This window comes from Kitasatospora sp. NPDC096077 (assembly GCF_040303245.1).
GTDB lineage: Bacteria > Actinomycetota > Actinomycetes > Streptomycetales > Streptomycetaceae > Kitasatospora.
Window position 1 is genome coordinate 51,733 of record NZ_JBEOSV010000037.1, and the last position, 26,446, is coordinate 78,178.

Sequence of the window (26,446 nt, forward strand, 5' to 3'; positions counted from 1 at the left end):
GCCACCGACCCGACCCCGGTACCGACTTTGGCACCGGCCCCGGTACCGACCTTGGTACTGACTGCGGTACCGAGCCCAGAACCCAGCGACCGAATCGTTTCCGCAGGAGCGTCATGCCCGACCTTTCCAGCACCCTCCAGGACTCCGTCCGCCCCGTCGCCCCGCTGACCCCGCGGCAGGCCGGAGAGCGGGCCCGCGCGGTGATCGCGGAGATCGAACGGGCCGTGGTCGGCAAGCCCGAGGCGCTGCGCCTGGTCATGCTCGGAGCGCTGGCCGGCGGGCACGTCCTGGTCGAGGACCTCCCCGGCCTTGGGAAGACCCTGCTGGCCCGCTCGTTCGCGACCACCCTCGGCCTGGACTTCCGCCGGATCCAGTTCACCCCCGACCTGCTGCCCTCCGACGTCACCGGCGCCCCCTTCTACGACCGCAGGACCGGCGAGATGGTGTTCCGACCGGGACCGCTGTTCACCCAGCTGCTGCTGGCCGACGAGATCAACCGGACCCCGCCCAAGACCCAGGCCGCCCTGCTGGAGGCGATGGCCGAGGGCCAGGTCTCCGTCGACGGCGCCACCCGCCGCCTGCCGGACCCCTTCCTGGTCATCGCCACCGCCAACCCGATCGAGTACGAGGGCACCTACTCCCTGCCCGAGGCCCAGCTCGACCGCTTCCTGCTGCGGGTGCGGATGGGCTACCTCCCCACCGCCACCGAGGCGGCGATGCTGCGCGCCCGGATCGACCGGGCGGCCCCCGAACCGGTGCTGGAGACCGTCGCCGGCCCGGCCGAACTGCTCGCCATGCGGGCCGCGGTGGAGCGGGTCGAGGTCGACGACGACCTGGTCGACTACGTCATCGCCCTGGTCGACGCCACCCGCAACGACCAGCAGATCCAGGTGGGTGCCTCGCCCCGCGGCGGTCTGGCGCTGATCCAACTCGCCCGCGCCAACGCCATGGTGGAGGGTCGCGACTACCTGACCCCCGAGGACGTCAAGGCGCTGGCCGGCCCCGCCCTGGCCCACCGGATCACGCTCAAGCCGGAACTGTGGGTACGGCAGATCGAGGCGGACGACGTGGTGGCGCGGCTGGTCGCCTCCGTCCCGGTGCCGCAGACGCTGCCGCGGGCGGTGACGCCGTGAACCCCGGCCCGGCCGCCGAGCGGGACGGGACCGGCGAGGAAGCCGCCGACGACGACCGCCTCGCCCGCCGGGCCCGGGCGCTGGCCGTCGCCCGCAGCGTCCGGGCCAGCGCCGCCGGCCTGCCCGACAGCCCGCCCGCACCGCACTGGCGGCCCGGGGAGCAGACCCTGCGCCTGCTCACGGTGGCCACCGTCGCGGCCGTCACCGCCGTGGTCACCGGCCAGGCCTGGCTGCTCGCCCCGGGCGCCTTCGCGGCCGTGCTGCTCGCGTTCGCCGCCCCCGGAACCGGCCGGCCCGCCCGGCTGTCCGCCGAGAGCGCCGTCGGGCCGCGCCGCTGCTTCGAGGGCGAGCCCGTCACGGTCCGGGTCACCGTGGCGCACGACGGCCGGATCGGCCGCCCCGAGCCCGTGGTCTCGCTCGGCCCCGGCCTCGCCCTGGACGCCCTGACCGTCACCCCGACCGGCGTCGACCTCGTCCTGCACGCCGACAGCTGGGGCCGCCGGCACCTGGGCGTGGTCGACCTGGACGTGCCCGACGCCCACGGCCTGACCCTCCGCACCGTCCGCACCGACCTCGGCACCGTCGACGTCTTCCCCGTCCCCGACTCCGCCCGGCTCACCCCGATCCCGGTCCGGCTGCCGGAGCGGATCGGCGAGCACACCACCGCCCACGAGGGCACCGGCGTCGAGGTGGTCGGCGTCCGCCCGCACGTGCCCGGTGAACGGCAGCGCCGGATCCACTGGCCGTCCACCACCCGCCGCGACGCCGTCCAGATCAACCAGTTCGCCGCCGAACGCGCCGCCGACGCGGTCGTCCTGCTCGACACCCTCGCCGACTACATCGACACCGCCACCGGCCGCCGCAGCCTGGACGAGACCCTGCGCGCCGCGGCCGGCCTGGCCCGCGCCTACCTGCGCCGACACGACCGGATCGGTCTGATCGCGGTCGGCGGACAGCTGCGCCAGCTCGCCGCAGGCAGCGGCGACCGGCAGTTCTACCGGCTGGTGGAGAGCGTGCTGGAGGCCCGTCAGGACCGCCCCCGGCGCGGCCCGCTGCCGCCGCTGCCGCTCGCCGCCCTGCCCGGGCACGCCCTGGTCTACGCCTTCACCCCGCTCGCCGACCAGCGCATCCTGGACGTCCTCGGCCAGATCCGCGAGCGCGGCAACCCCCTCGTCGTGGTGGAGATCCCGGCCGGTGAGCCGACGCCCCGCCCCGGCGAGGAGATCGACGCCCTCGCCCTGCGCCTGTGGCGCGCCGAACGTGAGGCGATGCGCGCCACCCTGCGCGGCCGGGGGATCCCGGTGGTGGGTCACACGCCGGGCGAAACCCTGGACCTGGCCCTCGGGCCGCTGCTGCGCCGCCGCATCATGGGAGCCGCCCGATGACCGTCCCCTCGACATCCGGTATGTCCGGTACGACAGGTACGACCGGCACGACGGGTTCCGCGCGGGCCACCGGGGCGGCCGGGGCCGCCGACCGGTCCGAAGGGCTCGAACGCGCCGCCCTGCGCGGGGTCGGCACCGCGCTCGCCCTGGCCGCCGCGGGCGTCGGAAGCGGCACGCTCACCGACCGGGTCGGGCCGGTGCTGCTGCTGCCGGTGGCCGCCTTCGCCCTGTGGGCGGCCGTCCCCGCGGCGGACGGGCCGACCCCGGCGCGCTGGCCGGCGCGGCTGTCCGCGGCCCGTACCACCCTGCTCGTCGCCGGAGCCGTGCCGCTCGCCGCCGTCGGTGCGCCGACCTGGTGGCGGGCGCTCGCCGTGACCGTCCTGCTGGCCGGCTACCTGGTGCTGCTCGACGCGTTCGGCCCCCGCCATCCGACCGTCCGCCCCGGTGCCGCGGCCGCCGCCCTCGGCGCCGCGCTGCTGGTCCTGCCGGTGGCCTTCGCCGCCGGCGCGGCGGGGGAGTGGTCCCGCCCGCTCGCCGTGCTCGGTCTGGCCGCGGCCGCCGTCGGCGTGGGCCTGGCCCTGCGGCCTACGGGCCGGCCGGCGGAGGAGGACGGCCCGGGCCGCACCTGAGCCCCCGTGGGGGCTGAGGACGGCCCGGGCCGGGACGCGGTCACTCCGGCGGGTCGATCCGGTGCCCGCCGGAGGCCGAGTGCAGGGTGAGCGCCTCGACCGGACAGAACTCCACGGCCTCGGCCAGCCCGTCCGTCAACTCCCCACCGCCGTCGGCGAATCCGGCCACCGGCAGGGCCTGGCCGTCGGGGCCGAGGGCCAGCGCTTCGGGCGCGCTGAGCACGCACATCCCGGAGCCGATGCAGCGGTCCCGGTCGACCCGGACCAGCACCGCCTCCTCCTCCGCTGCCGCCGCCCCCGCCAACGGATCGGCTTCCGTCGCCCCGCCGGACCCCGTCACCAGCTGACCCGCAGGGCGCTGGGGCTGCGGGTGAGCAGACCGCGCCGCCAGTCGATGGCGTCGACCGGGTCGGCCAACCGCAGCGAGGGCAGTCGGCGGGCCAGCCGGTGCAGGGCGAGTTCGAGTTCCATCCGGGCCAGCCAGGCGCCCAGGCAGTGGTGCGGTCCGGCGCCGAAGGTGAGCATCGGCGCGGCCAGCGGGAAGAACAGCTCGGTGCCGAGGTCCCTGGTGAAGACCTCCGGGTCCTGGTTGGCGGTGGTGGTGTCGGCGGCGACCACGCTGCCGGCCGGGATCACCACTCCACCGATCTCCACGTCCTCGACCGTGCGGCGCAGCAGCCCGGGCAGGTGCTCCGAGGAGTCGCCGAGCGGTACGGCGCGCAGCAGTTGCTCGGTCGCGGCCGCCGCGCTGGCCTCGTCGGAGGCGAGCCGCTGCCAGGCGTCCCGGCCGTCCTGCAGCAGGTACACCAGGGCGTTGCCGAGGCTGGTCATGGTGGTCTCGTGCCCGGCCACCACCAGGCCGATCACCAGGGCGATCAGCTGTCCCTCGGTGATCGAGCCGTCCTCGGCGGCGGCCGTGAGCAGGCTGCTGACCAGGTCCTCGCCCGGGGCGGCGCGGCGGTCGGCGATCACCCCGGCGCCGAAGACGGCGAAGTCGCCCATCGCGGTGGCGACCGCCTCGGCGCTGTAGGCGGTGGTGGAGAGCGCGTGGTCGCTCCAGTGCTCCAGCCGCTTGGTGTCCAGGTTGTCCAGCCCCATCAGGCGGCTGATCACCGAGACCGGCAGCGGTCGGGTGTAGGAGGCGACGATGTCGGCGGGGGAGCCGTGGTCGATCAGTTCGTCGATCAGCGACTCGACCACCGAGGCCACCCAGGGCTTCCAGCGGGCGATCGCGCGCGGGGTGAACGCCCGCTGCACCGTGCGGCGCAGCCGTTGGTGCTCGGTGCCGTCGATGTTCAGCATGCTCTGCGGGTCGTCCAGGATGTTCGGCGTGACCGTGGTCGGCGGCGCGTCCGGCGCGTAGAGCGGGGCACGGCCCAACCGGGGGTCGGTCAGCACCTGGCGGACGTCGGCGTGTCGGCTGACCAGCCAGACCGGGGTCCCGGTGGGCAGCGCGGCGAGTCGGGGCGGGCCGGGTTCCAGGTGGCGCAGGCAGTGCAGCGGGGGGAGCGGGGCGGTGCCGGTGCCGGCACCGGTCGCACTGTTCTCGGTGGACATCCGTACTCCAGACTCCAGGGCAGGGACCGCGCGAGGGCGGCCCGACGGGGGGATGGATCCGGGGTTCGTGCGGGACGGGCGGTTCGGCCGGGGCGGCTCGACTCAGGGCCGGCGGTGCGGTGGTTCCGAGCTGTGACGGTTCCGAGGTGTGACGGTTCCGAGCTGTGATGGGTTCCCAGCTGCGGAGGATTCCGGGCTGCGGCGGTGCGCAGCGGCGGGGTCGTTCCGGGGAGGCTGCCCGCGCGGGGGCGCGGGCCCGGGCGCGGGATGGCGCGAAACGTGCGGGGGCGTACGGTCGGTACGCCCCTGGCACGGCCGGCGCGGGGTGGCGTGCCGTCAGGTGGGGCGGGTGTGCTGAGCGTGGTCGCGTGGACCGTCTCTGCTACGACCGTACGTGGACGGCGGGGTGCCCGTCAGCGGCACTTCCAGCCAACGGTGGCGCTTTCCGGGCAGTCCGTAGCACGCTGACGGGCGCTCAGCGCCACCCGCGCGCCCCTCGTGTCCGGCGGGCTCCGCCGACCCGCCGGGTCGGCGGTCGAACGGGTGGGCGCTACCCTTCGTAGGCGGTCTTTCGGCAGTGCTCCTAGAGTTCTCCCGCAGACCCTCTGCAGTCGTTTGTCGCAGGTCACGCCGGGGCAGAGCCGCACCGGCCGACGGAGGTGGAATCGGATGGCCCAGCAGGTCAAGGCAGTCATCGCGCGCGCCAAGGGCGCGCCCGTGGAGGTGACCACGATCGTGGTGCCGGACCCGGGCCCGGGCGAGGCGGTGGTGCGGATCCAGGCTTGCGGTGTCTGCCACACCGACCTCCACTACCGGGAGGGCGGCATCAACGACGAGTTCCCGTTCCTGCTCGGCCACGAGGCCGCGGGCATCGTGGAGTCGGTGGGCGAGGGCGTGACCGAGGTCGAGCCCGGTGACTTCGTCGTCCTCAACTGGCGCGCGGTGTGCGGCCAGTGCCGCGCCTGCAAGCGCGGCCGCGCGCAGTACTGCTTCAACACCCACAACGCCAAGCAGAAGATGACGCTGCTGGACGGCACCGAGCTGTCCCCGGCGCTGGGGATCGGCGCGTTCGCGGAGAAGACCCTGGTCGCGGCCGGGCAGTGCACCAAGGTCGACCCGGCCGCCGAGCCGGCCGTGGCCGGCCTGCTGGGCTGCGGCGTGATGGCGGGCCTGGGCGCCGCGATCAACACCGGCAACGTCGGCCGCGGCGACACCGTCGCGGTGATCGGCTGCGGCGGCGTCGGCGGGGCGGCCGTGATGGGCTCCCGGCTGGCGGGCGCGTCGAGGATCATCGCGGTGGACATCGACGACCGCAAGCTGGAGACGGCCCGCACCCTCGGCGCCACCCACACCGTCAACTCCCGCACCACCGACCCGGTCGAGGCGATCCGCGAGCTGACCGGCGGCAACGGCGCCGACGTCGTGGTGGAGGCCGTCGGCCGTCCGGAGACCTACAAGCAGGCCTTCTACGCCCGCGACCTCGCCGGCACCGTCGTCCTGGTCGGCGTGCCCACTCCGGAGATGACCCTCGAACTGCCGCTGCTGGACGTGTTCGGCCGCGGTGGTGCGCTGAAGTCCTCCTGGTACGGCGACTGCCTGCCGTCGCGGGACTTCCCGATGCTGATCGACCTCCACCTCCAGGGCCGCCTGGACCTCGGCGCCTTCGTCACCGAGACCATCGAACTGGACGCCGTCGAGCAGGCCTTCGAGCGCATGCACCACGGCGATGTGCTCCGCTCGGTGGTGGTCCTGTGAGCGAGCGAGTCCGCATCGACCGGCTGGTGACCGCCGGGACCTTCGAACTCGACGGCGGCAGCTGGGAGGTGGAGAACAACGTCTGGATCGTCGGCGACGACGAGGAGGCGGTGGTGATCGACGCCGCGCACGACGCCGAGGCCATCGAGGCCGCGCTCGGCGGGCGCCGGCTGCTGGCGATCGTCTCCACCCACGCCCACAACGACCACATCGACGCCGCCCCGGCGCTGGCCGGGCGCACGGGTGCGCCGATCCTGCTGCACCCGGACGACCTCCCGCTGTGGAAGCTCACCCACCCCGAGCGGCTCCCGGACGGCGAACTCGCCGACGGGCAGCGGATCGAGGTGGCCGGCACCGAGCTGACCGTGCTGCACACCCCCGGCCACGCGCCGGGCGCGGTCTGCCTGTACGCGCCCGAACTGGGCACCGTGTTCACCGGCGACACCCTGTTCCAGGGCGGCCCCGGCGCGACCGGCCGCTCGTTCTCGCACTTCCCGACCATCGTCGAGTCCATCCGCGAGCGGCTGCTGTCGCTCCCGGCGGACACGGTGGTGCGCACCGGCCACGGCGACCCGACCACCATCGGCGCCGAGGCCCCGGCCCTGCCGGAGTGGATCGCCCGCGGCCACTGAGGTCGCCCGCGCCCATAGCCCCGGACAGCGCTGCGGCCCCCGGGAGGTCGGTGACTCCCCGGGGGCCGTACGATCGCGATCATGGCCCACGACCCGCGCGACCTCGACGAAGCCTTCCTCGCCTTCTGGCGTGAGCGGCACATCGCCACCCTCACCACCACCCGGCCGGACGGCACGCCGCACGTGGTGCCGGTCGGCGTGACCTTCGAGCCGGCCACGGCCACCGCCCGGGTGATCACCAGCCGCACCAGCCGCAAGGCGCGCAACGTGGCGGCGGCCGGAGCCGACGGCCTGCGGGTCGCGGTGTGCCAGGTGGACCGGGCCCGCTGGTCCACCCTGGAGGGCGTCGCGGTGCTGCGCGAGCTGCCCGAGCAGGTCGCCGACGCGGAGCGGCGCTACGCCGAGCGCTACCGCCCGCCGCGGGAGAACCCGGACCGGGTGGTCATCGAGATCGCCGTCGAGCGGGTCCTCGGCCGGGCCTGAGCCCGGTCCCCGGCTCCGCCGGCCCGGTCCTCACTCCGCCAGCGCGGTCCTTACTCCGCCAGCGCGGGCGCGATCCGGCGCAGCACCGACGGCCAGCCCTGCGCCATGCCGTGGTGGGCCTGCCGTCCCATCAGGGTGTCCAGGTCGAACCCCGCGTGCTCCAGCAGCAGCCGGGTCCCGTGCCCCTCGGGCACCAGCCGCCAGGTGACGGTGGTGTCCAGCGTGCCGGCGGCGAAGCTGTACCGCAGCAGCTGTTCCACCTCCACCTCGACCACTTCGCAGGGCTGCTGCCCGAACGGCCCCATGTCCAGGGTGAACCGGTGCCCCACCACCGCCTTCACGTCCCCGGCGGCCCACCAGCGGGCGTGCAGCTCCGGGTCGGTCAGCGCCTCCCACACCCGCGCGGGCGGGTACGGCAGGAACTCGTCGCAGTGGATCGCGGCCTTCTCGGTCATGAACTCTCCTCGTCCAGGAGCTCGCGCAGCGTGCGCATCCGCGCCCGCCAATAGTGCTCAAAGGGGTGCAGCCACTGCCCGACCTCGGCCAGTGGCGCGGCTTCCAGGTGGTAGTAGCGGTGCCGCCCGCGCGGCTCCTCGCGCACCAGCCGGGCGTTCCGCAGCACCGCCAGGTGCTCGGAGACGGCCGGCCGGCTGAGCTCGAACTCCCCGGCCAGTTCCCCGGCCGCCCGGGGGCCGGCCCGGAGGCTCTCCAACAGTTTCCGCCGCACGGGGTTGGCCAGCGCGCTGAATACGTCGACATCCGCCATGGCTCCACCATGCGTCGGAGACTCCCGACATGTCAACTTCTTCCGACGCATCGCCCTGCGGCGCTCGGCAATGCCGCGCACGCCCGGCTCCCCTGACGGCCGGTCGCGCACGACGCCGCGCTCGCGGCCGGCGGCCGCGTCACAGCGCGATGCGGGGCTGTCCGCTGGAGGCGCCGAGGCCGCCGTCGACGGGGAGTTGGACGCCGGTCACGTACCGCGCGTCCGGGCCGGCCAGGAAGGCGACCACGGAGGCGATCTCTTCGGGAAGGGCGACCCGGCCGAGCGGGATGCGTTCGGCGAAGGCCCTGACCACGGGGGAGTCGGCGGCCAGGCCGGCCGTGATGCCGGTGTCCCGGGTGAAGCCCGGGTGGACGGCGTTGACGCGCACGTCCGGGGCGTGGTCCAGGGCCATGGCGCGGGTCAGGTTGACGACGGCGCCCTTGGCCGCGTTGTAGGCGGCCATGCCGTAGTCGCCGCCGAGTCCGCCCGTGGAGCCCACGTTGACGATGGAGCCGCGCGCGGCCCGCAGCAGCCCGAGCGCGGCCCGGCTGGTGAGGAAGACCGCGTCCAGGTTGAGCGCCATCGCGTCGCGCCAGGCCCCGGGGGTCATCGCGTCGACGGCTCCGAAGGCCGGCGCGCCCGCGTTGTTGACCAGCACGTCCAGCCGCCCGAGTTCGGCCTCGACGGCGGCGAACAGCGCGTCGACCTGCTCGGCCACGGTGAGGTCGGCGGTCATGACGAGGACCTTCGCGCCCGCGGGTGCCCCGGCGGCCGTGCGCTCCAGTTTCTCCCGCGTCCGCCCGACCACGACGACCGTCGCGTCCTCGGCGGCGAAGCGGTGGGCGATCGCCGCGCCGATCCCCGATCCGGCGCCGGTCACCACCACGACCCGTCCGGTGTCCGTGCTCACGAAGTCCTCCTCGGCTCGTCCTGCTTGCTGCACCCCTGTGCGGGGGAGGGCGGGAACCCGGCCTCCCCCGGCTCCACCCACCCTAGGGAGGGCCCGGTTCCGTACGCTTGGACATGAGTGCCACATCGACGGGACTTCAGCGCCAGCCCTGGGAGGCAACGGGTGTCGGGGACGAGCGGACCAGGAAACGGCGGGAGCTTCTCGGCCGATGTGACCGCCCCGGGCGCTCCGGAGCACGGGTTCGACCGGTTCCGGCAGGGCTGGGAGGAACAGGTCGGCGAGGCCTACCCCGCGCCCGCCTTCACCCCCGGGGCGACAGGAGAGTTCAGGATCAGCGCCCGCGCCGTCCTGGTCCACGAGGCCGTGCTCGCCGACGTACACAGCCGATCGCTGGCCGGTACCAACAGCAGCGCCTTGGACCAGGGCGACGACACGGTGCTGTTCCACGCGGTGACCCGCAACGCCTGGGACTTCGCCCGGCACGGGGAGGGCCGGCTCACCGTGCCCGCCGGGGACTTCATGCTCCAGCGCAGCGGACCGCCGACCGTCGAGGCCGCCCGGCAGGCCAGGGCGACGGTACTGATCCTGCCTGCCCGAGGCCTCGGCCCGCTCATCGGCGACCGGCTGGTCACCGGCTCCGCGGCCACGGCCGAGGCGCGGTTGCTGCTGGGGCACGCAGAGCTCCTGTCCCGCAGCGCACCGGACCTCTCCCCGAGCGGGGCCGAGGCCGCCCAGCTGGCCCTGATCGAGTTGGTCCGGGGCGTGCTGCGGCAACAGCCCGACGCCACCGAGCCCGCCCACGCTCCCGCCCTGGCCCAGGCCGCCCGGGAGCTCGCGGAGGCCCGCCTCGCCGATCCGCAGCTCTCACCCGCCCTGCTGGCCGGGGAACTCGCCGTCTCCGTCCGCACCCTGCACCGGGCCTTCGCCGGTGCGGAGGAGACCGTCGCCGGATACATCCGCCGTCGTAGGCTCGAACGGGCCAGGGCGGCGCTCCTGTCGGCGACCGGTCGGCCGACCATCTCGGAACTCGCCGCCTACTGGCAGTTCGCCGACAGCAGCCACTTCGGCCGGGCGTTCAGGCGCCAGTACGGCCAGAGTCCGGCCGAGTTCGTCCGCGCGGCGACGAACCGCCGTAGTGGGCACGGCGGCTCAGGTGCGCGGCTCCCAGCGGAAGCGGCGGGCCGCGATCCAGGCGAAGAGGGCGGTCCAGGCCAGTGACAGCGCGATCCGGGCGAGGGTGTCGAGGGCCGTCAGTTCGGCGGACCATCCGGAGCGGATGAGGTCGACGGTGGCCGACAGCGGGGCGAGGACCAGGAGGTCGCCGAGCGGGGCGGGCAGCACCTCGCGCGGCAGGTAGACGCCGGAGATCATCGGCAGCACGAACAGGGCGGGCAGGGTGGCCACCATCACGGACTCGGCGGTGCGGCAGAGCGCGGCGGTGGTCGCCGCCATGGCGGCCATCAGGGCGCAGCCGGTGAGCAGGCCCGCCAGCGCGGTGAGCGGCTGCCGGACGCCGGTGCCGGACATGACCGACACGGCGGCCGCCACGGCGGCGATCTGGGCGACGGTGACGACCACGTACATGGAGGCGCCGCCGGTCAGGATGGCGAGGTCGGAGACCTGCCCGGTCCTGAGCCGCTTGAGGACGAGTTCCTCCCGGCGGGCCACGTACAGGCCGGTGACGGAGGAGTAGAGGGAGAAGATCAGCAGGACGCCGGTGGCCGTCGCCGCCATCACGGGTGCGGCGTTCAGGCCGTGCGCGGCGAGGTCGAGCTGGTCGTGGACGAACCGCATCGCGACGATGATCATGAGCGGCGCGAACACGACGAAGACGTAGTTCCCCTTGATGCGCCGGAACAGCTTCCACTCGATGCGGAAGAGGGTCTTCATGTGCGCGAGGTCGACGCTCTTCACGTCAGGTCAGCTCCCGGTCGTCGTCATCGTTCCCGTGGGCGGCGGCGATGCGGATGAAGGCCTCTTCGAGGGAGGCCGGCCGCGCGGTGAAGTGCTCCAGGGTCACCCCGCGGCTCTCGGCCCAGGTCAGCAGCCGGGTGGCGTCCCGTTGCAGGTGTCCGGTGGCGAGGGTGATCCTGCCGTCCGCCGTCCCGGTCGGCGTGGGGGCGGACAGGCCGGGCGGAAGTTCCTCCCGCAGCCCGGCCGGCAGGCCGAAGGAGAGGGTCGCCGGGTGGTCGGCGACGATCTGCCTGACGGTGCCCGCGGTGGCGATGCGGCCCCGGTGCATGATCGCGAGCCGGTCCGCGAGGGTCTCGGCCTCGTCCAGGTGGTGGGTGGTGAGCACGACGGTGGATCCCCGGTCCCGTAGCTGCCGGATCAGTCGCCAGGTGCCCTGTCGGCCCTCCGCGTCCATGCCGGTGGTCGGTTCGTCGAGGAAGAGCAGGTCCGGCTGGGCGAGGGTGGCGACGGCCAGGTCGAGGCGGCGGCGCTCGCCGCCGGAGAGGTTCTGCACCAGCACCTCCGCGCGACGGCTGAGCCCGGTCAGCTCCATGGCTTCGGGGACGGACCGGGAGCCGGCGGTGAGGTCGGCCCACATGCCGACGGTCTCGGCCACGGTCAGGTGGGAGATGAAGCCGCCCTGTTGCAGCATGGCCCCGGTGCGCGGGCGGATGGCGGAGCGGTCGGCGACCGGGTCGAGTCCGCCGAACAGCCGGATGGCCCCCCGGTGCGGGCGGGCGAGCCCTTCGAGCAGTTCGACCGTCGAGGTCTTGCCCGCGCCGTTCGTGCCGAGTAGGGCGAACAGCTCGCCGCGCCGCACGGTGAAGCTGACGCCCCGCACGGCGTCGAACGCCCGTTTCCCCTGCCCGTAGCGACGCCACACGTCCTGGACCCGAATGCAGTCCTCCGGCTCGTTCCGGGTCATCGGGCCCCTCCTCTGGATCGGCCTCCGGCGGTGTACCCGTCGAAACTATTGCCTCCTCTTGGATTTGCCAACCCTTGGTAATGCAGTAGTAAAATGTTGCGCAGATCACATTCCTTCAGGTCCATTTCCAGGGGAAAGGGGCCGGCAATGTTCTTGCGGAAGATGAATTCCGCCCGCCGGGGTCAGTCGACGGTCGACAGGTGGATCCCCTCGTAGGCGAGCCACTGGGCGAAGGAGTGCAGCCCGTAGTCGAGGTCCACCTCGGGGCGCCAGTCCGCGGGGCCCTCCGGGAGGACCTCGGCGCGGACGGGGGAGGCCGGGGGATCGGCGGGCGCCTCGACCGGCACCGGTCGGACGACCCGGTGGACGGTGTCGGCGAGCTCCCGGACGGTGATCGACTGCTTGTCGACGAGCGTCAACGGCCCGGTCGCGGCCGGGGCCCGGAGCGCGGCGGAGAGCGCCCGCACCAGGTCCTTGACGTGCAGCGGGTGCAGCGGGGCGGTGGGGTCGCCGTCGAGCACGATCGGTTGGCTGCGCAGGGCGTCCCACACCATCCGCCCGATCGGGGAGGTCCGGGTGCAGCCGGGGCCGTAGAGGTCGCCCACCCGTACGGTGCGGACGCCGGGGGCGGGCTGCGGCTCGGGCCGGTCGAGGGGGGACAGCCGGAGGACGAGCGGCGGGCCGGTGGGGTCGACGCGACGGTCGTGAGACTCGGGCAGGAGCCGGCCGAGGTCGACCAGCGCGCCCGACCCGGCGAACCCGGCCTCCGCGTCGACGACGTGGTGTCCGTGGTCGCGCAGGCCGCGGACGATGTGCTCGCCCAGCGGTGAGGAGGCGCCGAGCACGCCGACCGGGGCGAGCGGTCGGCGGGGGGCGGCGGGGCCGCGCCCGGGTGCGCGGGCGTCCTCCTGGCCGGCCCGGAGGCCGTGCCGGGTGAGTGCGGCGAGGTCGGCCCGCAGGGCGTCGATCACCGCCGCGGTGCCGGTCTGGGAGACCCCGCCGGGACCGAGGGTGTCCAGGGCCTCGGCGAGTACGGCCGGGTCGGCGTCGACATCGGCGGAGGCGGAGGCGGGGGAGGCGCCGAGGCCGTCCCGCTGCTGCACCAGTCCCATGGTGTAGGCCGTGAGCCAGGTGCCCCAGGCCACCTGGGGGTCGACCCCGGGGCCGGTCGCCGGGAGCCGGGACCGCAGTCGTCTGACCGGGACGCCCGCCCCCTCCAGGTACTGCTCGCACTCCAGGTGCAGCCAGCGCGGTCGGCCGGGGCCGGGCAGCCGGACGTCGCAGCGGGCGATGCCGTACTTGAAGAACGGGATCACCGACAGTCCGGTCAACTGCCGCCGTTCGTCGCCCGGTCGGTCCGAGGGCAGGAAGCACACGGACCGGCGGGGGCCGCGGAAGGCGTTGCCGGAGATGCTGCCCTGGTCGTCGTGCTCGGCGAGGTTGGGCACGGCGACGAAGCGCGGGACGTCGGTGGCCCGCAGGTAGCGGTCCATCAGGATGTCGTCGGGCCAGGCGAACAGGTGTCGGCTCGCGAACTCGACGTACCCGGCGGCGACTTCGCGCGGCAGGATGATGGCCACGCACGGGAAGTACTCGCCCACCGCGCCCACCCAGCGGGCGCCGGCCAGGGCGCCGAAGCGGACGGCCGCGCCGTTGCGGGAGTCCCAGAGCGCGAACAGCGCCAGGGCGGCGTCCGGCATCGCCTCGACGGCGCGGTGGGCGCGCTCGAAGAACGACTCGGACAGGATCATGTCGTCCTGGACGACCAGGTGGTGGGTGGCGCCCTCCTCGATCGCCGACCAGGCGGCCAGCGCGGTGCGCAGCACGGAGGGCTTTCCGGTCGGGTCGGGGTCGACGACCACGGAGAGGGCACCGGCCGGAGCGCCGGCGGCGAGCCTGCGCGCCGCGTCGAGCCGCTTCGGGTGGGTCATCACCGAGCCGCTCATCCGGTACGGCGTCCTGCTGGTCCCTGGCATCCCGGTGTCCCGTCCCTCCGCGGAGTCCCGGGTTCCGGGCGGTCGACGCGGAAGGTCCGGGTCCGCGCCGACCGCCGCGGAGGGTCCGGCTCCGATGCGTGCGTGCTCGGCCTCGCGGACGGTACCGGCGCTTCCGGGCGTGCGGCAAGTGCGCATTGATGGTCCGTCAGATGCGCCCCAATGCCACCTTGCCGTGTCCTGCGCCCGCCTGCATGCTTTCCGGGCCACCACTCCAACGCAGAACCGGAGGGGAACAGATGACCGCGTACAGCGTTCAGGCACCACACCCGGAGGCGGGAGTCCCGGGCACCGGATCCGCCGGTTCCGCCGGTTCCGCCGGAACCGGGGAAGCCGCCGCATCCGAAGAATCGATTCTGCTCCGCCTGGCCGGCCTGCGGGGTGCCCGGGTCGCGGTGACCGGCGGGGGAGGCCTGGTCGGCAGCCGCGTCGTGGCGCTGGCACGCCGGGCGGGCGCCGCCGTCACGGTGCTCGACCGCTTCGACGCCTACCCGGAGGACGTCCGGGGGCTGTTCGGCCTCGACCGGCACGACGTCGACCTGGTGGTCGGGGACGTCGCCGACCGGGAGGCCGTCCGGCGGCTGGTCAAGGGCGCGGACTACGTGATCCACGCCGCCGCCTACGCCGACGTCGCCGCCTGCACCCGGCACCCCGACGTGGCCTTCGAGGCGAACGTGCGCGGCACCCAGACCGTGCTGGAGGAGGTCGCGGCCGCCCCGGTGCGCCGGCTGGTGTTCATCTCCTCGGCCGCGGTCTACGGCAACGGTCGCCCGGGCGTCACCGGCCCCCAGGTGTTCCAGGAGGACCAACTCCTGGTCCCGGTCTCCGTCTACGCCAACACCAAGCTGTGGGCCGAGCACCAGGCCCGGCTGATGCTGGGCGGCCCGGGCCGGGCCGAGTGCACCGTGCTGCGGTACTTCTCGGTCTACGGCGACCCGCAGGTCCCCAAGCCCGGCAGCCACTCCTGGATGGTGGCGTGGATGGCCATGCACGCCCACCTCGGGCTGCCGATCCGGCTCAACGGCGGCGGCGTGCAGGTCAGGGACCTGGTCCACGTCGACGACATCGCCGCCGCGACCGTGCTGGCGCTGGTGGCCGAGCGCGCCGCCGGGCAGGTCGTCAACGTCGGTACCGGGAAACCGACTTCGGTGCGCGAGGTGGCCGACCGGATCGCCCCGCACTACCCGGGCTCGCGGCGGATCGTCACCCCGATGCCCGAGGGCGACCCGCTGGGCGGCTACGCGTCGACCGAACGGATGCGCGAGGTACTGGAGTTCACGCCGCGGATCGGTGTTCCCGAAGGCGTCGCCCGGTACGTACGCTGGCTCTCCGCCAACCCGCAGGCCGTCCCCGGCTGGCTGGCCTCCGAGGCCGCGGCAGCGCTGGACGGCCGGGCCGGGTGACCGCGGCGGGCGCCCGGAGCGGGTGCCTGGAGCGGGTGCCTGGAGCGGGTCGAACGACGAGGGAGGGCACGTGAGTTACGTCGGGTCGTACGTGTGGAAGCTGCGGCAGAAGGTGGGCAGCCAACTGCTCCTGCTGCCCGGCGCCCAGGTGCTGGTGGTGGACGCCGCCGGGCGGGTCCTGCTCCAGCAGCGGCGGGAGAACGGCCTCTGGGAGCTGCCCGCCGGAGCGTGCGAGGAGGGCGGCACCTTCGCCGGGACGGCGGTGCGGGAGTTGGCGGAGGAGACCGGCCTGCGGGTCGACGAGGCCGATCTGATCCCCTTCGCCTCGCTCTCCGACCCGGACGTCCACACCCTCACCTACCCCGGCGGCGACGTGGCCCAGTGCTTCGCGCTCTGCTTCGCCGCCCACCGCTGGTCCGGCGAGCTCTCGCCCGGGCCCGACGAGGTGCTCCGGGCCGGGTTCTTCGACCCGGGGAGCCTGCCCGAACCGCTGTACCGGGCCACCGCCGTGGTGCTGGAGCTGTACGGGCACTTCCGCGCCACCGGAAGGTTCCAGGCCCGGTGAGCGCCGACGCCGAGGTGAGCGCGGACGCCGGGACCCGCGCTGGCGCCGGGACGCGCGCCGGCGCCGGGACGCGCGCGGTGGTGCCCTGCCGGGCCTGCCTGTCCGGTGAGGACCTGGACTGGCTGGGCGGCCGCTCGGTGAGCGTGGCGCTCGACCTGCCGACGACGGTGGAGGTGTTCCCGGCGACCGCCGGCGGTACGGACCGTACGGACGCGGGCAGTTGGGCGGCCGAGGTGTGGGCCTTCCTGCGGGACCGGCTCCCCGCGCTGCCGGACGGGCCGCCGCCGGCCGTCCGGGTCGGCAGCGACGCCCCGGCCGCCAGCGGACTCTCCTCCTCCACCGCGCTGATCGTCGCGCTCTTCGAGGCCTACCTCGCCGCCCACCGGGCGGCCGGTGACGTCCCCGTGGGGACGGTCACCCGGTGGGCGTACGAGTTCGAGTTCGCGGTCTTCAACGGCGGCGGGATGGACCAGGTCGCCGTGGTCGAGGGGGGCGCGCTGCTGCTGGAGGGCCGGACCACCGGGCTGCCCGCGATCCTGGAGCGGACGGCCTTCCCGGCGGACTGGACGCTGCTGGTGGTGGACTCCGCCACGGCCAAGTCCACCGGCGACCACATCCGCACCGTGCGCGCCCAGGTCGCGGCCGACGACCCGGCGTTGGCGGAGTACATGGCCGGCACCGACGCGACCTCGGAGGAGGTCTGGAAGGCCCTGGTCGGGCGCGACCTCACCGGACTCGGGAACGCGATGAGCCGCGCCCACGTGGCGATGCGGGACCTCCAGCGGATGTCGACGCCGCTGCTGGAGGACCTCCGGGAACTCGCCCTGGCCCGGGTCGGCCTGCCGCTGAAGCTCAGCGGGGCCGGTGGCGGCGGCGCCCTGGTCGGCGTCTGCCCGGCCGAGGAGGCCGAGGCGACCGCCGCCCGGCTGCGCTCGGCCCTGCACGGGCGCCACCCGGACGTGCGGGTGCTGCCGGCCCGGGCTGCGGGGCGTCGGACGCCGGGCGCGTGACGGATTCGGTCGGACGATGACAGCGGGCGGCGCCTCCGGCTCCGGAGGCGCCGCCCGCTGCCCCTGCTGCCGCCGCCCCGCACGCGGGGGGAGCGGCAGCGGCCGACGATCAGGCCATCAGATGAACGGGTCGTAGTCGGCGTCCAGGACCGGAGCCCCGTCGCCCTCGCCGATCCGCTCCAGCTCCAGGTTGGAGGCGTGGCGCGCGCAGTGGAACCGGCAGTCCGAACTCGGGTTCACCAGCCCGCGGTCCGAGTCCCGCCAGATCTCGGCCAGGCTCTGGGTGACCGCGTCCCCGATCCGCGCCTTCTCGTTGCCGCGGTGGTAGGCGCAGGTGTAGACCCCCGAGGGGGTCACCAGCGTCCGCAATTCGGCGATCCGGCAGCGTTCGTACTGCTTCGGCTGGACCGGTCCGCGGTGGTTCCGGAGCGAATGCAGCGTCGAGGAGTTGACGATCTGGAAGGTGTCGCCCTCCAGCCGGGCGGCCCGGGCCAACTGTTCCTCGACGGAGGAGAGCAGGGAATCGGCGACCGGGATGATGTGGTGGTCGTCGTCGAACATGGCCTTTACCTCGAAGTAATCGCAGCCGATGTCATATGCCAATTCGGCGGCGGTGTGCACTTCGTGATGGTTGCTCACGGATTTTCCATCGGCCTGCGGGCGGGACATCAGCAGGAATGAGTAGCCGAGGGCTCCGCTTTTCGCCTCGGCCAGCAACCGCATGTTGGCGATCACCCGGTCGAAGACGCTGGCGCCCTTGCGGTCGGGCCGGAACACCCCGTAGGTGGCGCTGGTCCCGGCGTCCACCGAGACCCGGACCCAGGAGGCGTACGCGGCCAGCTCGTCCAGGTTCTGCCTGATCAGCGTCCCGTTGGTGACCACCCCGACGGCGAGGCCGGCCTCGCCGAGGACGCGCAGCACCCGCTTGGTGCCGGGGTGGGCGAGCGGTTCCCCGCCACCGATCAGGATCACCGCCCGGACGGACATCTCCACCAGTTCCCGGGCGAGTTCGGACAGTCGTTCCGCGGAGAAACGGCCCTGATTCAACAGTTTCCCGCTGATGCACTCGGGGCAGGCCAGGTCGCAGAAGGTGGTGGGGTCGAGATCGACCACGAGCGGGGCGGTGGAACGGGATCCGGCGGCCACCTCCAATATCCTCGGCCAGCCTGACGGCTGGTAAAGCTTGGAGACCAGGTCGAGACGATCGGCAGCCATGGTTCTCCTTCGTGGGGCACGGCGAATTGGCCTCTCCTACCCTGCCCCTAAAGGCCGGGATCAGTCGTCGAGTTCCGGACACCTTGGGCGCATTGACGATTCGGACGGCCAATTTCCGGTCGTTTTCCCCGGTTGTCCGCGAGCGGTCCGAGCGGCGTCTGCCACCATCGGTCCGCGCGCCCTGCCGCGCCCCGCCGCGCGACGTCACCGCGCCCCGACGCGCGACGCCGGACGCGCCCTGCCACCTGACGAAGGAGCCCCCGAGATGACCGCCGCGCCCCGCATCAGCGCCTCCGTGATGACCCACCCGGTGCGCCGGGTCCAGGCCGAGGAACTGGCGGCCCACCTCGGCGTCGGCAACCTGGCCGTCGATCCCCGACCGGACGAAGGACCGTCGGCGCTGCGCACCGCGCTGGTGGCCTGGGGGCAGGCGGAGCCCGGCGCCACCCACCACCTGATGGTGCAGGACGACGTGGCCGCCCCCGCCGCGCTGCTCGACCTGGTGGCGGGGGCGGTGCGGCGCTTCCCGGAGGACGCCCTGGTCTTCTACACCAACTGGCACGCGCGCAACGGCGCGTTGTCCCGGCTGGCGGCGCTCGCCGGTGCGGGGTGGGTGCGCGGGGTGCCGCAGGAGTTCACCCCCACCCTGGCCGTCTGCCTCCCGGTCGACCTGGTGACGGGGTACCGCCGGTTCGCCGGCCGGAGCGGGGAGCGCCACGACGACGAGGTGCTCTCCGCCTTCCTCCGGCCGCGCGGGCGGATGGCGCTGCTGGCCGTCCCCGGCGTGGTCGAGCACATCGGCACCAGCAGCATCAACGGGCACGCCGCGCAGGGCGTCCGCCGGGCGGCCTGCCCGCTCGACGAGGAGGACGCCCGGCCGCTGCTCGCCGAGGGCTGGGTGCTGGAACGGCCGGACTGGCTGCCCTACATGCGCAACGGCGAGGGCTACCTCCAGGTCTCCTGGGAGCCCGAGCCGGCCGGCCACCTCCCCTGGCGCGAGGCCCTGCCGCACACCGGCCTGACCGAGGCGGAGCTGGACGGGCTGGTCCGCGCCCACCGACCGGCCGAGGACGCGGCCCGGATCGGCCGCGCCTTCGGCCCCCGGTACGCCGACGAGCTGTGGCTGCACGCCCTGCTGCTCGGCGCCCAGGCGGAGGCCGCGGCCCGGCGGCGGGGCGGTGGCACGGCCGGACCGGAGCACGAGCGGCTGCGGTCCCGCGCCGTGTCCACCCTCGGCATGGCCAGCCTCCCGGCGGAGCGGCGCCCGGAGGTGACGCCGGAGCAGGCCGCGCTGCTCACCGGGTACGCCTGGAGCGCGATCCGGTGCGGGAGCCGGCTGCTCAGCGACCCCGGGCGTCGTGGGTGACCCAGACGCCGGGCTCCCAGTAGGTGCCGAGGTCGCGCTCCCGGTCGATGCGCACCGGGGCCAGACCGGCGGGGAAGACGTAGTCGCCGTCCTCGGGGAACGCCAGGCCGGTCCAGGACTCCCACTCCGCGACCGTCCCGGTGATCCGCGAGGACCGCGGCACGCCGTGCGCGAGGACCCCGCCGACCCCGACCTGGGTGCGCACCCAGGGGTCGAAGGGGGTGCCGTCCGCGCGCGTCCACCGGGCGTAGCGCTCGATCGGGACCAGCGGGTAGCGGTCCTTGTGGGTGGGCCGGACGGGGACGACGACGGTGGCCAGGCCGGCCGTCCGGGCGAGCCCGGTCAGCTCCCGCAGCAGCACCTTGGACAGGCCCCGGCCCTGGTGGGCGGGGGAGACCTCGACGCCGAGGGCGCAGAGTGCGGTCGGCTCCGTCCCGGCGTCGCGGTCGCGGAAGGCCGCCGCGATGGAGTCGTCCAGTCCGGGGCCGAGCCCCTCGGCCGAGCCGTCCCAGCCCCGGGGGAGCGAGCGCCCGGTGCCCAGCACGGTGTCGGCCGCCTCGTCGTACAGCAGGAACTGGTACTCGGGGAACTCCGCGAACAGCCGGTCCCAGTAGTCGTCGGCGATGTCGCCGTGCAGGTTGTACTCCGGCACCACGCCGGCGAAGTCCGCCGGGATGCGGTCCCACAGCTCCGGCCGTTCGCTGTAGCGGGCCACCACCCAGGACGGCGCGGTCACGCCGGCACCACCGCCTCCCAGATCACCATCAGCGGCAGGCCGTCCCAGGCGGCGCGGGCCGCGTCGGCGATGAACTCCTCGTAGCCGCCGGGGGCGAGGCTGCCGTTGAACACCGGTTCGTGGCAGCTGCGGACCTGGAGCCCGGCGGCGGTGAAGGCGTTCAGGTAGGCGCTGGGCAGGTGGAGGTGGTTGCGGACGAAGCCGAGCCGGCCCGGGCCGCGGACGAAGATGCACTGGCCCTGCAGCGCGATCACGAAGGGGTGCAGGTCGGAGATCAGCACCCGCCCGCCAGGGCGCACCACCCGGGCCAACTCGGCCACCGTGCCGTCCACTTCGGGCTGGTGGGTGAGGGCCATGGTGCAGACGGCGAGGTCGACGGAGTCGTCGTCGAGCGGCAGCGCCTCCAGCCGGCCGGTGCGGAACTCGGCCTGCGGGGCGCGCTCGCGGGCCCGGGCGATCATCTCCGGCGACTGGTCCACCCCGATGGTGCGGTGGCCGCGGGCCAGCAGCGCGGCGGTCTGCCGGCCGGTGCCGCAGGCCGCGTCCAGCGCGACTCCGGCCGGGAGGCCGTCGAGCAGGCCGTGCAGCACCGGCTCCTCGACCTGGATGAAGGAGCTGGGCAGCGAGTCGTAGCGCTGGGCCCACTCGGCGTATCCGCCCGCGAGTTCGAGCTCGTGGATCTCGGCCTCGGCGTCCGGCATGGGTTCGTCGTCCTGGGTGGCGAACCTGCGGATCTCCTCGACCCGGGCCTTGAGGAAGGCCTCGTCGCCCCCGACCGCGTTGCGCAGCAGGGCCATTCCCTCGATGCCCAGGATCAGTTCACGGACGCGGAGTCTGTTGTCCATTCGTTTTCCCCTCGACTTCCGTACGACAGGAGACATGGTGCCGCAACCCGTTCCCGGCTACCCCGTCCGACGGGACGGCAGACGTGCCCGGTTCCGCATGTCCGGAAAGGCGTGCCGACTGGCCGAAGCACGGCCCGTGGAAAGGGCGGTGGCGGGCGCGCTAGCGTGACCGTCCGATCATTCGAAGAATGCTGGGGGCAGCATGATCGAGGGGTATTTCGGCCGGGAAAGCGTCGTCGCGGGAGACACCCTGGTGTGCCACGTCTCCACCGATGCGGCGGCCTTCCGGCTCTGTTTCTACCGGCTGGGGGAGCGGGTCGAGTTCATCGCCCGGACGGGGTGGCACCGGGGCGTCCACCGCCCGCCGCCGCCGCACCCGGACGGCGTGGCCGGCCACGCCTCCCCGGCCGAGGACTGGGGCTGGCCCCCGTACGCCTTCGCCGTCCCGGCGGACTGGGCGCCGGGGATCTACGTGGCGCTGTTCGTCGAGCGCGGCACCGGCGCCGAACCGGCCGACCCGGTGCTGGACGGCGCGACCCTGGAGGGCCCCGAGCGGGAGTTCTTCGTGGTCAGGCCGGTGCACCCGGGCCGGCACTCCCGCATCCTGTACAAGAAGTCCAGCTACACCCGGCACGCCTACAACCGGGCCGACCACCCGGCGGCCGAGCGCGCCGCCAGCCTCTACGACAACCCGGTGTACCAGGACGGCGCCGACGGCCGGCCGCGCGGCCACAAGCTGAGCCTGCACCGGCCCGGCGGCATCATCGACCTGGCGTACTGGGACGCGCCGTTCATCGCCTGGCTGGCACGCAACGGCTACCCCGTCGAATACTGCACCGACCTGGACCTGCACGAGAATTCCGCCCTGCTGGCCGACTACGACCTGCTGCTCAGCGTCGGGCACGACGAATACTGGAGCGCGGCGATGCGCGCCCGGGTGGAATCCTTCGTCGCGGGCGGCGGAAACGTGGCCTTCCTGAGCGCCAACACCTGTTGGTGGCGAATCCATCCGACCGACCGCAACACCGCTTTCGTCTCGGACACCGACCACCGGGTCGGTGACGCCTACCCCCACCTCCCGGCGACCGATCTGTGGTGGGCGGAAAAACCGGACGGCGTGGGCGAACCGGAGAATTCCCTGACCGGCGTGAGTTTCCGCAACGGCGGCATGTGGCCGGGCGAGTGGCCGGGTGACCGGCCGTTGGACGGCTACACCGTTCAGCACGCCGACCACTGGATCTACCGGGGGACCGGACTGCGCGACGGCTCGGACGGCGGCCCGGCCGACGCGCTGGGCGCCGGCACCCCGCTGGTCGGCTACGAGTGCGACGGCGCCGCGATCGCCTACGGCCCGGACGGCGTGGCCCGGGCGACCGGCGCGGACGGCACCCCCGCCTCCTTCCTGGTGCTCGGCGTGCACCTGCTGCGGCCGGTCCACGAGGACTTCCACACCCTGAAGTGGGGCCACTGGAACTGCCCCGAGCGCGAGCCGGGCGCCACCGGGCCGCGGGCCGCCACGATGGGGCTGTACACCCGGGGCGGCACGGTCTTCACGGCCGGCACCACCGACTGGCCGGCGGTGGTCGGCCGCGGGCAGGACGCGGCGGTCGAACAGGTCACCCGCAACCTGCTCGACCGGCTGCGCCACCGCCTCGGCGTGGACCGGGCGGCGGATCCGTCACCAGCTCCGCCACCGCCGCCAGACCGGTGATCCGGACGGCCCCGCCGTGCACCGGCGGGGCCTCGCCGTCCACCGCGCGGTCCGGCCGCCACAGGTGGGCCGCCCGCATGCCCATGGCCAGCGGGCCCTCGACGTCCGGGCCCCAGGCGTCCCCGACGAACAGGGCCTCCTCCGGCCGCAGGCCGCACCCGTCCAGCACCGTCCGGAAGATCCGGGGGTGCGGTTTGCGGGCGCCGGCCCGGGCCGAGGTGACCACCACGTCCAGCAGGTCGGCGAGCCCGACCCGGGCGACGGCCCGGTCCAGGTCCCAGTACCAGTTGGAGCAGAGCGCCACCACCAGCCCGCGCCGGCGCAGCCCGGCCAGGGTCTCCCGGACGTCGTCGAACAGCTCCAGGTGGATGGCCTTGATGGCGGTGTCCAACTCGGCGGCGAGTCCGTCCAGTTCCCCGGCGGGCACCCCGCAGGCCCGGGCCCTGGTCCTGAGTCGCTCCAACTCCCAGGCCAGATAGGCCTGTTCGCTGACCGATTGGGCCACGTGCTGCTCGCCGTCGGCAGGGCCGACCGACCACTGGTCGCCCCAGCGGGCCCCCGCCGCGCCCAGCCCGCGCCGCTCGAACACCGAGGCGTGGCTGGGCGGCAGCGGGTCGACCATCCGGACCAGGGTCCCGTAGAAGTCGAAGATCACGCCCCGGATGCGGGTCATCGGGGTCAGTACCTCCCGTACCGCCGGGGGAAGTAGTCCTCCAGCCCGCCCTCGCGCTCGATGTCCACGGTCGAGCAGTGCAGCCCGCCGCCGAACGGGCCGACCGCGCGGAACGGGACGGGGACGATCTCGAAGCCGTACCCGGAGAGCTGGTCGGCCAGCCGGACCTCGTTCTCCTCGATGCACAGCGTGTTCTGGTCCAGGTTCAGCATGTTGGCCGCCAGCCAGGGGCTGCAGAAGGACAGCTTCGGCGGGTGGTCCCAGCTGGCCGGCTGCACGGCCTCGACGATCTCCCAGTCGTTGAGCTTGAAGAACTCCATCAGCTCGGGGTCGGCGAGCCGCTCCCCGCAGTGCAGCACCAGGCCCGGGCGCAGCGGGACCCAGGTGGAGTCGATGTGCAGCGGGTGGGTGTTGGTGGACGTCACGGCGTGCACCCGGTGGTCGGGGAAGTGCCGCTTGAGCCAGTCGTAGCCGCTGCGGTTGGTGACGAAGGACAGCTGGACGAACAGGTCCTTGCCGAACCGGGCCACGTCGGCGGCGTCGAACAGCGGCTCGGCCTCGGTGAGCACCAGGTCGTAGTCGCGCACCCGGGCCAACTGCTCCTCGGTGGTCTGGGTGTTGAAGGTGTCCCAGAACCCGGCGTGGTAGGAGTCGTCGGTCAGCCGGGGCTTGGGCGCGGCCTCCCAGCGCATCCGCGGGTCGCCGTCGAACAGGCTCTGCAGCACCGGCCGGTAGCACAGGTACTCGAACCAGCGGCTGCGGTAGGACATGGTCGCTTCCAGCACCTCGTTGCCCACGGTGAGCAGCAGGTCCCGGGGCGGCATGCAGCCGAACATGGAGGGCTGGGTCCACTCGGGGGTGGCGACCGGCGCGCTGAAGTCGAGCGGGGTGGGGCGGTCCACCCGGATGCCGCGGCGGCGCAGCAGCTCGGCGAAGGCGTCGAGTTCCTCGTTGGCCGCGGCGGTCATGTCCTCGGGCATCGGCCCGTAGGTGCCCAGCGGGAAGCCGTCGTCCGGGTAGTCCCGGCGGACCGCGAGCTCCGGGGCCTGGACCATGGTGCCGTCGGCGCGGCCGACGATGACGTGCCGCAGGGGGTCCCAGCCGTTCCAGGCGTTGACGCGGAGGGGGCGGGTGTTCGGGTCCGTGGTCTGCGCGCCGAGCTCGGTCACGTGCGCATCCTTCGGTAGGGGGTGTGTGTGCTGCCAAGGTGCAACCGGGGGCCGTCACCGTCAAGAGTTGCCCGATTGCCGATGGTGACCTTTGCGTCATTGTTCGCGTTGACGGAACGGGGTGACCGTTTGTGCCTCCGGAGGGATCGCCCCATGTGTCGATAGCATTGATCTGACGTCGGGTCAGCTGATCGACAGCACCGTGATGGCCGAAAGTCGGTTCCCCCAGCGTGAGTTGGGGCTCAGTGGGTAACTGCGCCCAGCAAGTCGGCGGAGGAGGAGGGGTCATGACAAGAACGGTGCGCGGCGTGGTCGCGACCGCGTCGGCCGTCGCGTTGCTGGCGGGCGCGGCGGCCTGCGAGAGCGGTGGAGGCGGATCGGCGAAGGGCTCCCAACGGCTCACCGTCTGGCTGACCGTCGACGCCCAGGAGAGCTGGCCGGATCTCGTGGAGTCCACCAACACCCGCTTCGCGCAGCAGCATCCGGGTGTGGACGTCGCCGTCGAGTACCAGCAGTGGACCACCAAGAACCTCAAGCTGGACGCCGCCCTGGCCGGCCGCGACGTGCCGGACGTGGTGGAGATGGGCAACAGCGAGGTGGTGAACTACCTCGTCAACGACGCCTTCGCGGCCGTCGACCCGGCGAACTACGACCACTCGGCCGAGTGGCTCCCCGCGCTCAAGGAACCCTGCGAACTCAACGGCCGCACCTACTGCGTCCCCTACTACGTCGGCGCCCGGGTCGGCATCTACCGCACCGACCTGTTCCAGCAGGCCGGACTGTCGAAGGCCCCCGACACCTACCCCGAGCTGATCACGGACCTCGACGCGCTGAAGGCCAGGTTCGGCGCCCAGGACCACGCCTTCTCCGCGCTCTACATGCCCGGCCGCTACTGGTACGCCGCGCTGGCGTTCCTGAAGGACGCCGGCGGCGACATCGCCGTGAAGACCGGCGACCAGTGGAAGAGCGCGCTGTCCACACCCAAGTCGGTGGCCGGGCTGAAGGCCTGGAAGGACCTGCTGGACGCCTACTACGTCGGGGACCGCTCCAAGGACAACGGGGACGAGCCCGCCGTGGTCGGCCAGGGCAAGGTCGCGATGTTCTACGGCAACACCTGGGAGGCCGAGGCCGCCGCCGACCCGCAGTCCGGCGGGGACCCGGCACTGAAGGGCAAGTTCGCGACCTTCCCCTTCCCCGGCCCCTCCGGCGGACCGCTGCCGCCCTTCCTGGGCGGCTCCGAACTGGCCGTCCCGACCAAGTCGAAGAACCAGCGGCTCGCCCAGGACTGGATCAAGCTGTTCACCGACCGGACCTCCCAGCAGCGCCTGATCAAGGCCAACACCCTGCCCAACAACACCGCCCAGCTCGCCGACGTGGACCCGGCCGGCGTCAACGGCTCCGCGGCCAAGGCCGCCGCCCGCGGCTGGGTGACCCCGCCGGCCCCGGGCTGGGTGGCGGTCGAGAAGGCCAACATCCTCCAGGAGATGCTGGAGGACATCGCCACCGGCAAGCACACGATCGAGGACGCGACGAAGACGGCGGACGGCCGGATCGACGCCGTCATCAACAAGAACTGAGGTGGCACGATCCCCCCGGGACCCGCGATCAGGAGCGCCGAACCCGCCGAACCC

Annotated in this window: 26 protein-coding genes; 13 read left to right on the plus strand and 13 right to left on the minus strand. The window is 73.8% G+C overall.

Features of this window, described 5'->3' with window-relative positions; genetic code table 11:
• Nucleotides 1–113: 113 nt before the first annotated feature.
• From ABTZ03_RS27445 to ABTZ03_RS27455, 3 genes are read left to right on the plus strand one after another with little or no spacing between them, the layout of a single operon-like run.
• Nucleotides 114–1,133, plus strand: coding sequence for an AAA family ATPase (locus tag ABTZ03_RS27445; protein ID WP_350515755.1), 1,020 nt, complete (start codon nucleotides 114–116; stop codon nucleotides 1,131–1,133).
• On the plus strand, nucleotides 1,130–2,518 hold the full coding sequence (locus ABTZ03_RS27450; protein ID WP_350515756.1) for a DUF58 domain-containing protein: 1,389 nt from the start codon (nucleotides 1,130–1,132) through the stop codon (nucleotides 2,516–2,518). The genes ABTZ03_RS27445 and ABTZ03_RS27450 overlap by 4 nt, the downstream gene beginning before the upstream one ends.
• A 20-nt stretch (nucleotides 2,519–2,538) precedes the next feature.
• Complete coding sequence (locus ABTZ03_RS27455) at nucleotides 2,539–3,147, plus strand: hypothetical protein (protein WP_350515757.1); 609 nt, start codon at nucleotides 2,539–2,541, stop codon at nucleotides 3,145–3,147.
• A 40-nt stretch (nucleotides 3,148–3,187) separates the two neighbouring features.
• Here the strand turns inward: ABTZ03_RS27455 and ABTZ03_RS27460 are convergent, their stop codons facing one another.
• Nucleotides 3,188–3,418, minus strand: coding sequence for a ferredoxin (locus ABTZ03_RS27460; protein ID WP_350515758.1), 231 nt, complete (start codon nucleotides 3,416–3,418; stop codon nucleotides 3,188–3,190).
• Between the two features lie 65 nt (nucleotides 3,419–3,483).
• Nucleotides 3,484–4,704: a cytochrome P450 gene (locus ABTZ03_RS27465; protein WP_350515759.1), complete on the minus strand. Its 1,221-nt coding sequence runs from the start codon at nucleotides 4,702–4,704 to the stop codon at nucleotides 3,484–3,486.
• 669 nt (nucleotides 4,705–5,373) lie between these two features.
• Between ABTZ03_RS27465 and ABTZ03_RS27470 the strand changes: the two genes are divergently transcribed.
• From ABTZ03_RS27470 to ABTZ03_RS27480, 3 genes are all read left to right on the plus strand, one after another.
• Nucleotides 5,374–6,459, plus strand: a complete 1,086-nt coding sequence (locus ABTZ03_RS27470; protein WP_350515760.1) for an S-(hydroxymethyl)mycothiol dehydrogenase — start codon at nucleotides 5,374–5,376, stop codon at nucleotides 6,457–6,459.
• Nucleotides 6,456–7,091 (plus strand): MBL fold metallo-hydrolase, encoded by a 636-nt coding sequence (locus ABTZ03_RS27475; RefSeq protein WP_350515761.1) that lies wholly within the window; start codon nucleotides 6,456–6,458, stop codon nucleotides 7,089–7,091. The genes ABTZ03_RS27470 and ABTZ03_RS27475 overlap by 4 nt, the downstream gene beginning before the upstream one ends.
• 81 nt (nucleotides 7,092–7,172) lie before the next feature.
• Nucleotides 7,173–7,574, plus strand: a complete 402-nt coding sequence (locus ABTZ03_RS27480) for a pyridoxamine 5'-phosphate oxidase family protein (RefSeq protein WP_350515762.1) — start codon at nucleotides 7,173–7,175, stop codon at nucleotides 7,572–7,574.
• Between the two features lie 50 nt (nucleotides 7,575–7,624).
• Here the strand turns inward: ABTZ03_RS27480 and ABTZ03_RS27485 are convergent, their stop codons facing one another.
• The 3 genes from ABTZ03_RS27485 to budC all read right to left on the minus strand — a co-directional run bounded on the left by ABTZ03_RS27485 (nucleotide 7,625) and on the right by budC (nucleotide 9,250).
• Nucleotides 7,625–8,029, minus strand: a complete 405-nt coding sequence (locus ABTZ03_RS27485) for an SRPBCC family protein (protein WP_350515763.1) — start codon at nucleotides 8,027–8,029, stop codon at nucleotides 7,625–7,627.
• Complete coding sequence (locus ABTZ03_RS27490; RefSeq protein WP_350515764.1) at nucleotides 8,026–8,340, minus strand: metalloregulator ArsR/SmtB family transcription factor; 315 nt, start codon at nucleotides 8,338–8,340, stop codon at nucleotides 8,026–8,028. Before ABTZ03_RS27490 ends, ABTZ03_RS27485 begins: the two co-directional genes overlap by 4 nt.
• A gap of 139 nt (nucleotides 8,341–8,479) precedes the next feature.
• Nucleotides 8,480–9,250: a meso-2,3-butanediol dehydrogenase gene (gene budC, locus ABTZ03_RS27495; RefSeq protein WP_350515765.1), complete on the minus strand. Its 771-nt coding sequence runs from the start codon at nucleotides 9,248–9,250 to the stop codon at nucleotides 8,480–8,482.
• Between the two features lie 210 nt (nucleotides 9,251–9,460).
• Here budC and ABTZ03_RS27500 point away from each other — a divergent pair, with 210 nt between their 5' ends.
• A complete protein-coding gene (locus ABTZ03_RS27500; protein ID WP_350515766.1) occupies nucleotides 9,461–10,468 on the plus strand; it encodes a helix-turn-helix domain-containing protein in 1,008 nt (335 codons plus the stop codon).
• Here ABTZ03_RS27500 and ABTZ03_RS27505 read toward each other — a convergent pair.
• From ABTZ03_RS27505 to ABTZ03_RS27515, 3 genes are all read right to left on the minus strand, one after another.
• Nucleotides 10,400–11,164: an ABC transporter permease gene (locus ABTZ03_RS27505; RefSeq protein ID WP_350515767.1), complete on the minus strand. Its 765-nt coding sequence runs from the start codon at nucleotides 11,162–11,164 to the stop codon at nucleotides 10,400–10,402. The two genes, ABTZ03_RS27500 and ABTZ03_RS27505, sit on opposite strands and share 69 nt — an antisense overlap.
• A 1-nt stretch (nucleotide 11,165) precedes the next feature.
• Nucleotides 11,166–12,128: an ABC transporter ATP-binding protein gene (locus ABTZ03_RS27510; protein ID WP_350515768.1), complete on the minus strand. Its 963-nt coding sequence runs from the start codon at nucleotides 12,126–12,128 to the stop codon at nucleotides 11,166–11,168.
• 182 nt (nucleotides 12,129–12,310) lie between these two features.
• Complete coding sequence (locus ABTZ03_RS27515) at nucleotides 12,311–14,104, minus strand: hypothetical protein (RefSeq protein ID WP_350515769.1); 1,794 nt, start codon at nucleotides 14,102–14,104, stop codon at nucleotides 12,311–12,313.
• Nucleotides 14,105–14,496: 392 nt separating this feature from the next.
• Here ABTZ03_RS27515 and ABTZ03_RS27520 point away from each other — a divergent pair, with 392 nt between their 5' ends.
• From ABTZ03_RS27520 to ABTZ03_RS27530, 3 genes are all read left to right on the plus strand, one after another.
• The gene (locus tag ABTZ03_RS27520; protein WP_350515789.1) at nucleotides 14,497–15,525 is read left to right on the plus strand and encodes an NAD-dependent epimerase/dehydratase family protein; all 1,029 of its coding nucleotides are present in this window, start codon (nucleotides 14,497–14,499) and stop codon (nucleotides 15,523–15,525) included.
• A gap of 70 nt (nucleotides 15,526–15,595) precedes the next feature.
• Complete coding sequence (locus ABTZ03_RS27525; RefSeq protein WP_350515770.1) at nucleotides 15,596–16,090, plus strand: NUDIX domain-containing protein; 495 nt, start codon at nucleotides 15,596–15,598, stop codon at nucleotides 16,088–16,090.
• Nucleotides 16,087–17,100: a GHMP family kinase ATP-binding protein gene (locus ABTZ03_RS27530; RefSeq protein ID WP_350515771.1), complete on the plus strand. Its 1,014-nt coding sequence runs from the start codon at nucleotides 16,087–16,089 to the stop codon at nucleotides 17,098–17,100. Before ABTZ03_RS27525 ends, ABTZ03_RS27530 begins: the two co-directional genes overlap by 4 nt.
• Before the next feature lie 117 nt (nucleotides 17,101–17,217).
• Here the strand turns inward: ABTZ03_RS27530 and ABTZ03_RS27535 are convergent, their stop codons facing one another.
• Nucleotides 17,218–18,315 carry a radical SAM protein gene (locus ABTZ03_RS27535; RefSeq protein ID WP_350515772.1) on the minus strand — a complete coding sequence of 366 codons (1,098 nt, stop codon included), beginning with the start codon at nucleotides 18,313–18,315 and terminating at the stop codon, nucleotides 17,218–17,220.
• A gap of 265 nt (nucleotides 18,316–18,580) precedes the next feature.
• On the opposite strand from ABTZ03_RS27535, the gene ABTZ03_RS27540 reads away from it, so the two are divergent.
• Nucleotides 18,581–19,681, plus strand: coding sequence for a hypothetical protein (locus ABTZ03_RS27540; RefSeq protein ID WP_350515773.1), 1,101 nt, complete (start codon nucleotides 18,581–18,583; stop codon nucleotides 19,679–19,681).
• Here the strand turns inward: ABTZ03_RS27540 and ABTZ03_RS27545 are convergent.
• A complete protein-coding gene (locus tag ABTZ03_RS27545) occupies nucleotides 19,656–20,417 on the minus strand; it encodes a GNAT family N-acetyltransferase (protein ID WP_350515774.1) in 762 nt (253 codons plus the stop codon). The genes ABTZ03_RS27540 and ABTZ03_RS27545 overlap by 26 nt on opposite strands.
• Nucleotides 20,414–21,262 (minus strand): class I SAM-dependent methyltransferase, encoded by an 849-nt coding sequence (locus tag ABTZ03_RS27550; protein ID WP_350515775.1) that lies wholly within the window; start codon nucleotides 21,260–21,262, stop codon nucleotides 20,414–20,416. The genes ABTZ03_RS27545 and ABTZ03_RS27550 overlap by 4 nt, the downstream gene beginning before the upstream one ends.
• Before the next feature lie 202 nt (nucleotides 21,263–21,464).
• Between ABTZ03_RS27550 and ABTZ03_RS27555 the strand changes: the two genes are divergently transcribed.
• Complete coding sequence (locus ABTZ03_RS27555) at nucleotides 21,465–22,973, plus strand: N,N-dimethylformamidase beta subunit family domain-containing protein (protein WP_350515776.1); 1,509 nt, start codon at nucleotides 21,465–21,467, stop codon at nucleotides 22,971–22,973.
• Here the strand turns inward: ABTZ03_RS27555 and ABTZ03_RS27560 are convergent.
• Together ABTZ03_RS27560 and ABTZ03_RS27565 are read right to left on the minus strand one after the other, a co-directional pair.
• Nucleotides 22,879–23,646 (minus strand): HAD family hydrolase, encoded by a 768-nt coding sequence (locus tag ABTZ03_RS27560; RefSeq protein WP_350515777.1) that lies wholly within the window; start codon nucleotides 23,644–23,646, stop codon nucleotides 22,879–22,881. The two genes, ABTZ03_RS27555 and ABTZ03_RS27560, sit on opposite strands and share 95 nt — an antisense overlap.
• Before the next feature lie 5 nt (nucleotides 23,647–23,651).
• Complete coding sequence (locus ABTZ03_RS27565; protein ID WP_350515778.1) at nucleotides 23,652–24,815, minus strand: serine/threonine protein kinase; 1,164 nt, start codon at nucleotides 24,813–24,815, stop codon at nucleotides 23,652–23,654.
• Nucleotides 24,816–25,102: 287 nt separating this feature from the next.
• On the opposite strand from ABTZ03_RS27565, the gene ABTZ03_RS27570 reads away from it, so the two are divergent.
• Complete coding sequence (locus tag ABTZ03_RS27570) at nucleotides 25,103–26,392, plus strand: extracellular solute-binding protein (protein ID WP_350515779.1); 1,290 nt, start codon at nucleotides 25,103–25,105, stop codon at nucleotides 26,390–26,392.
• Nucleotides 26,393–26,446: the final 54 nt, after the last annotated feature.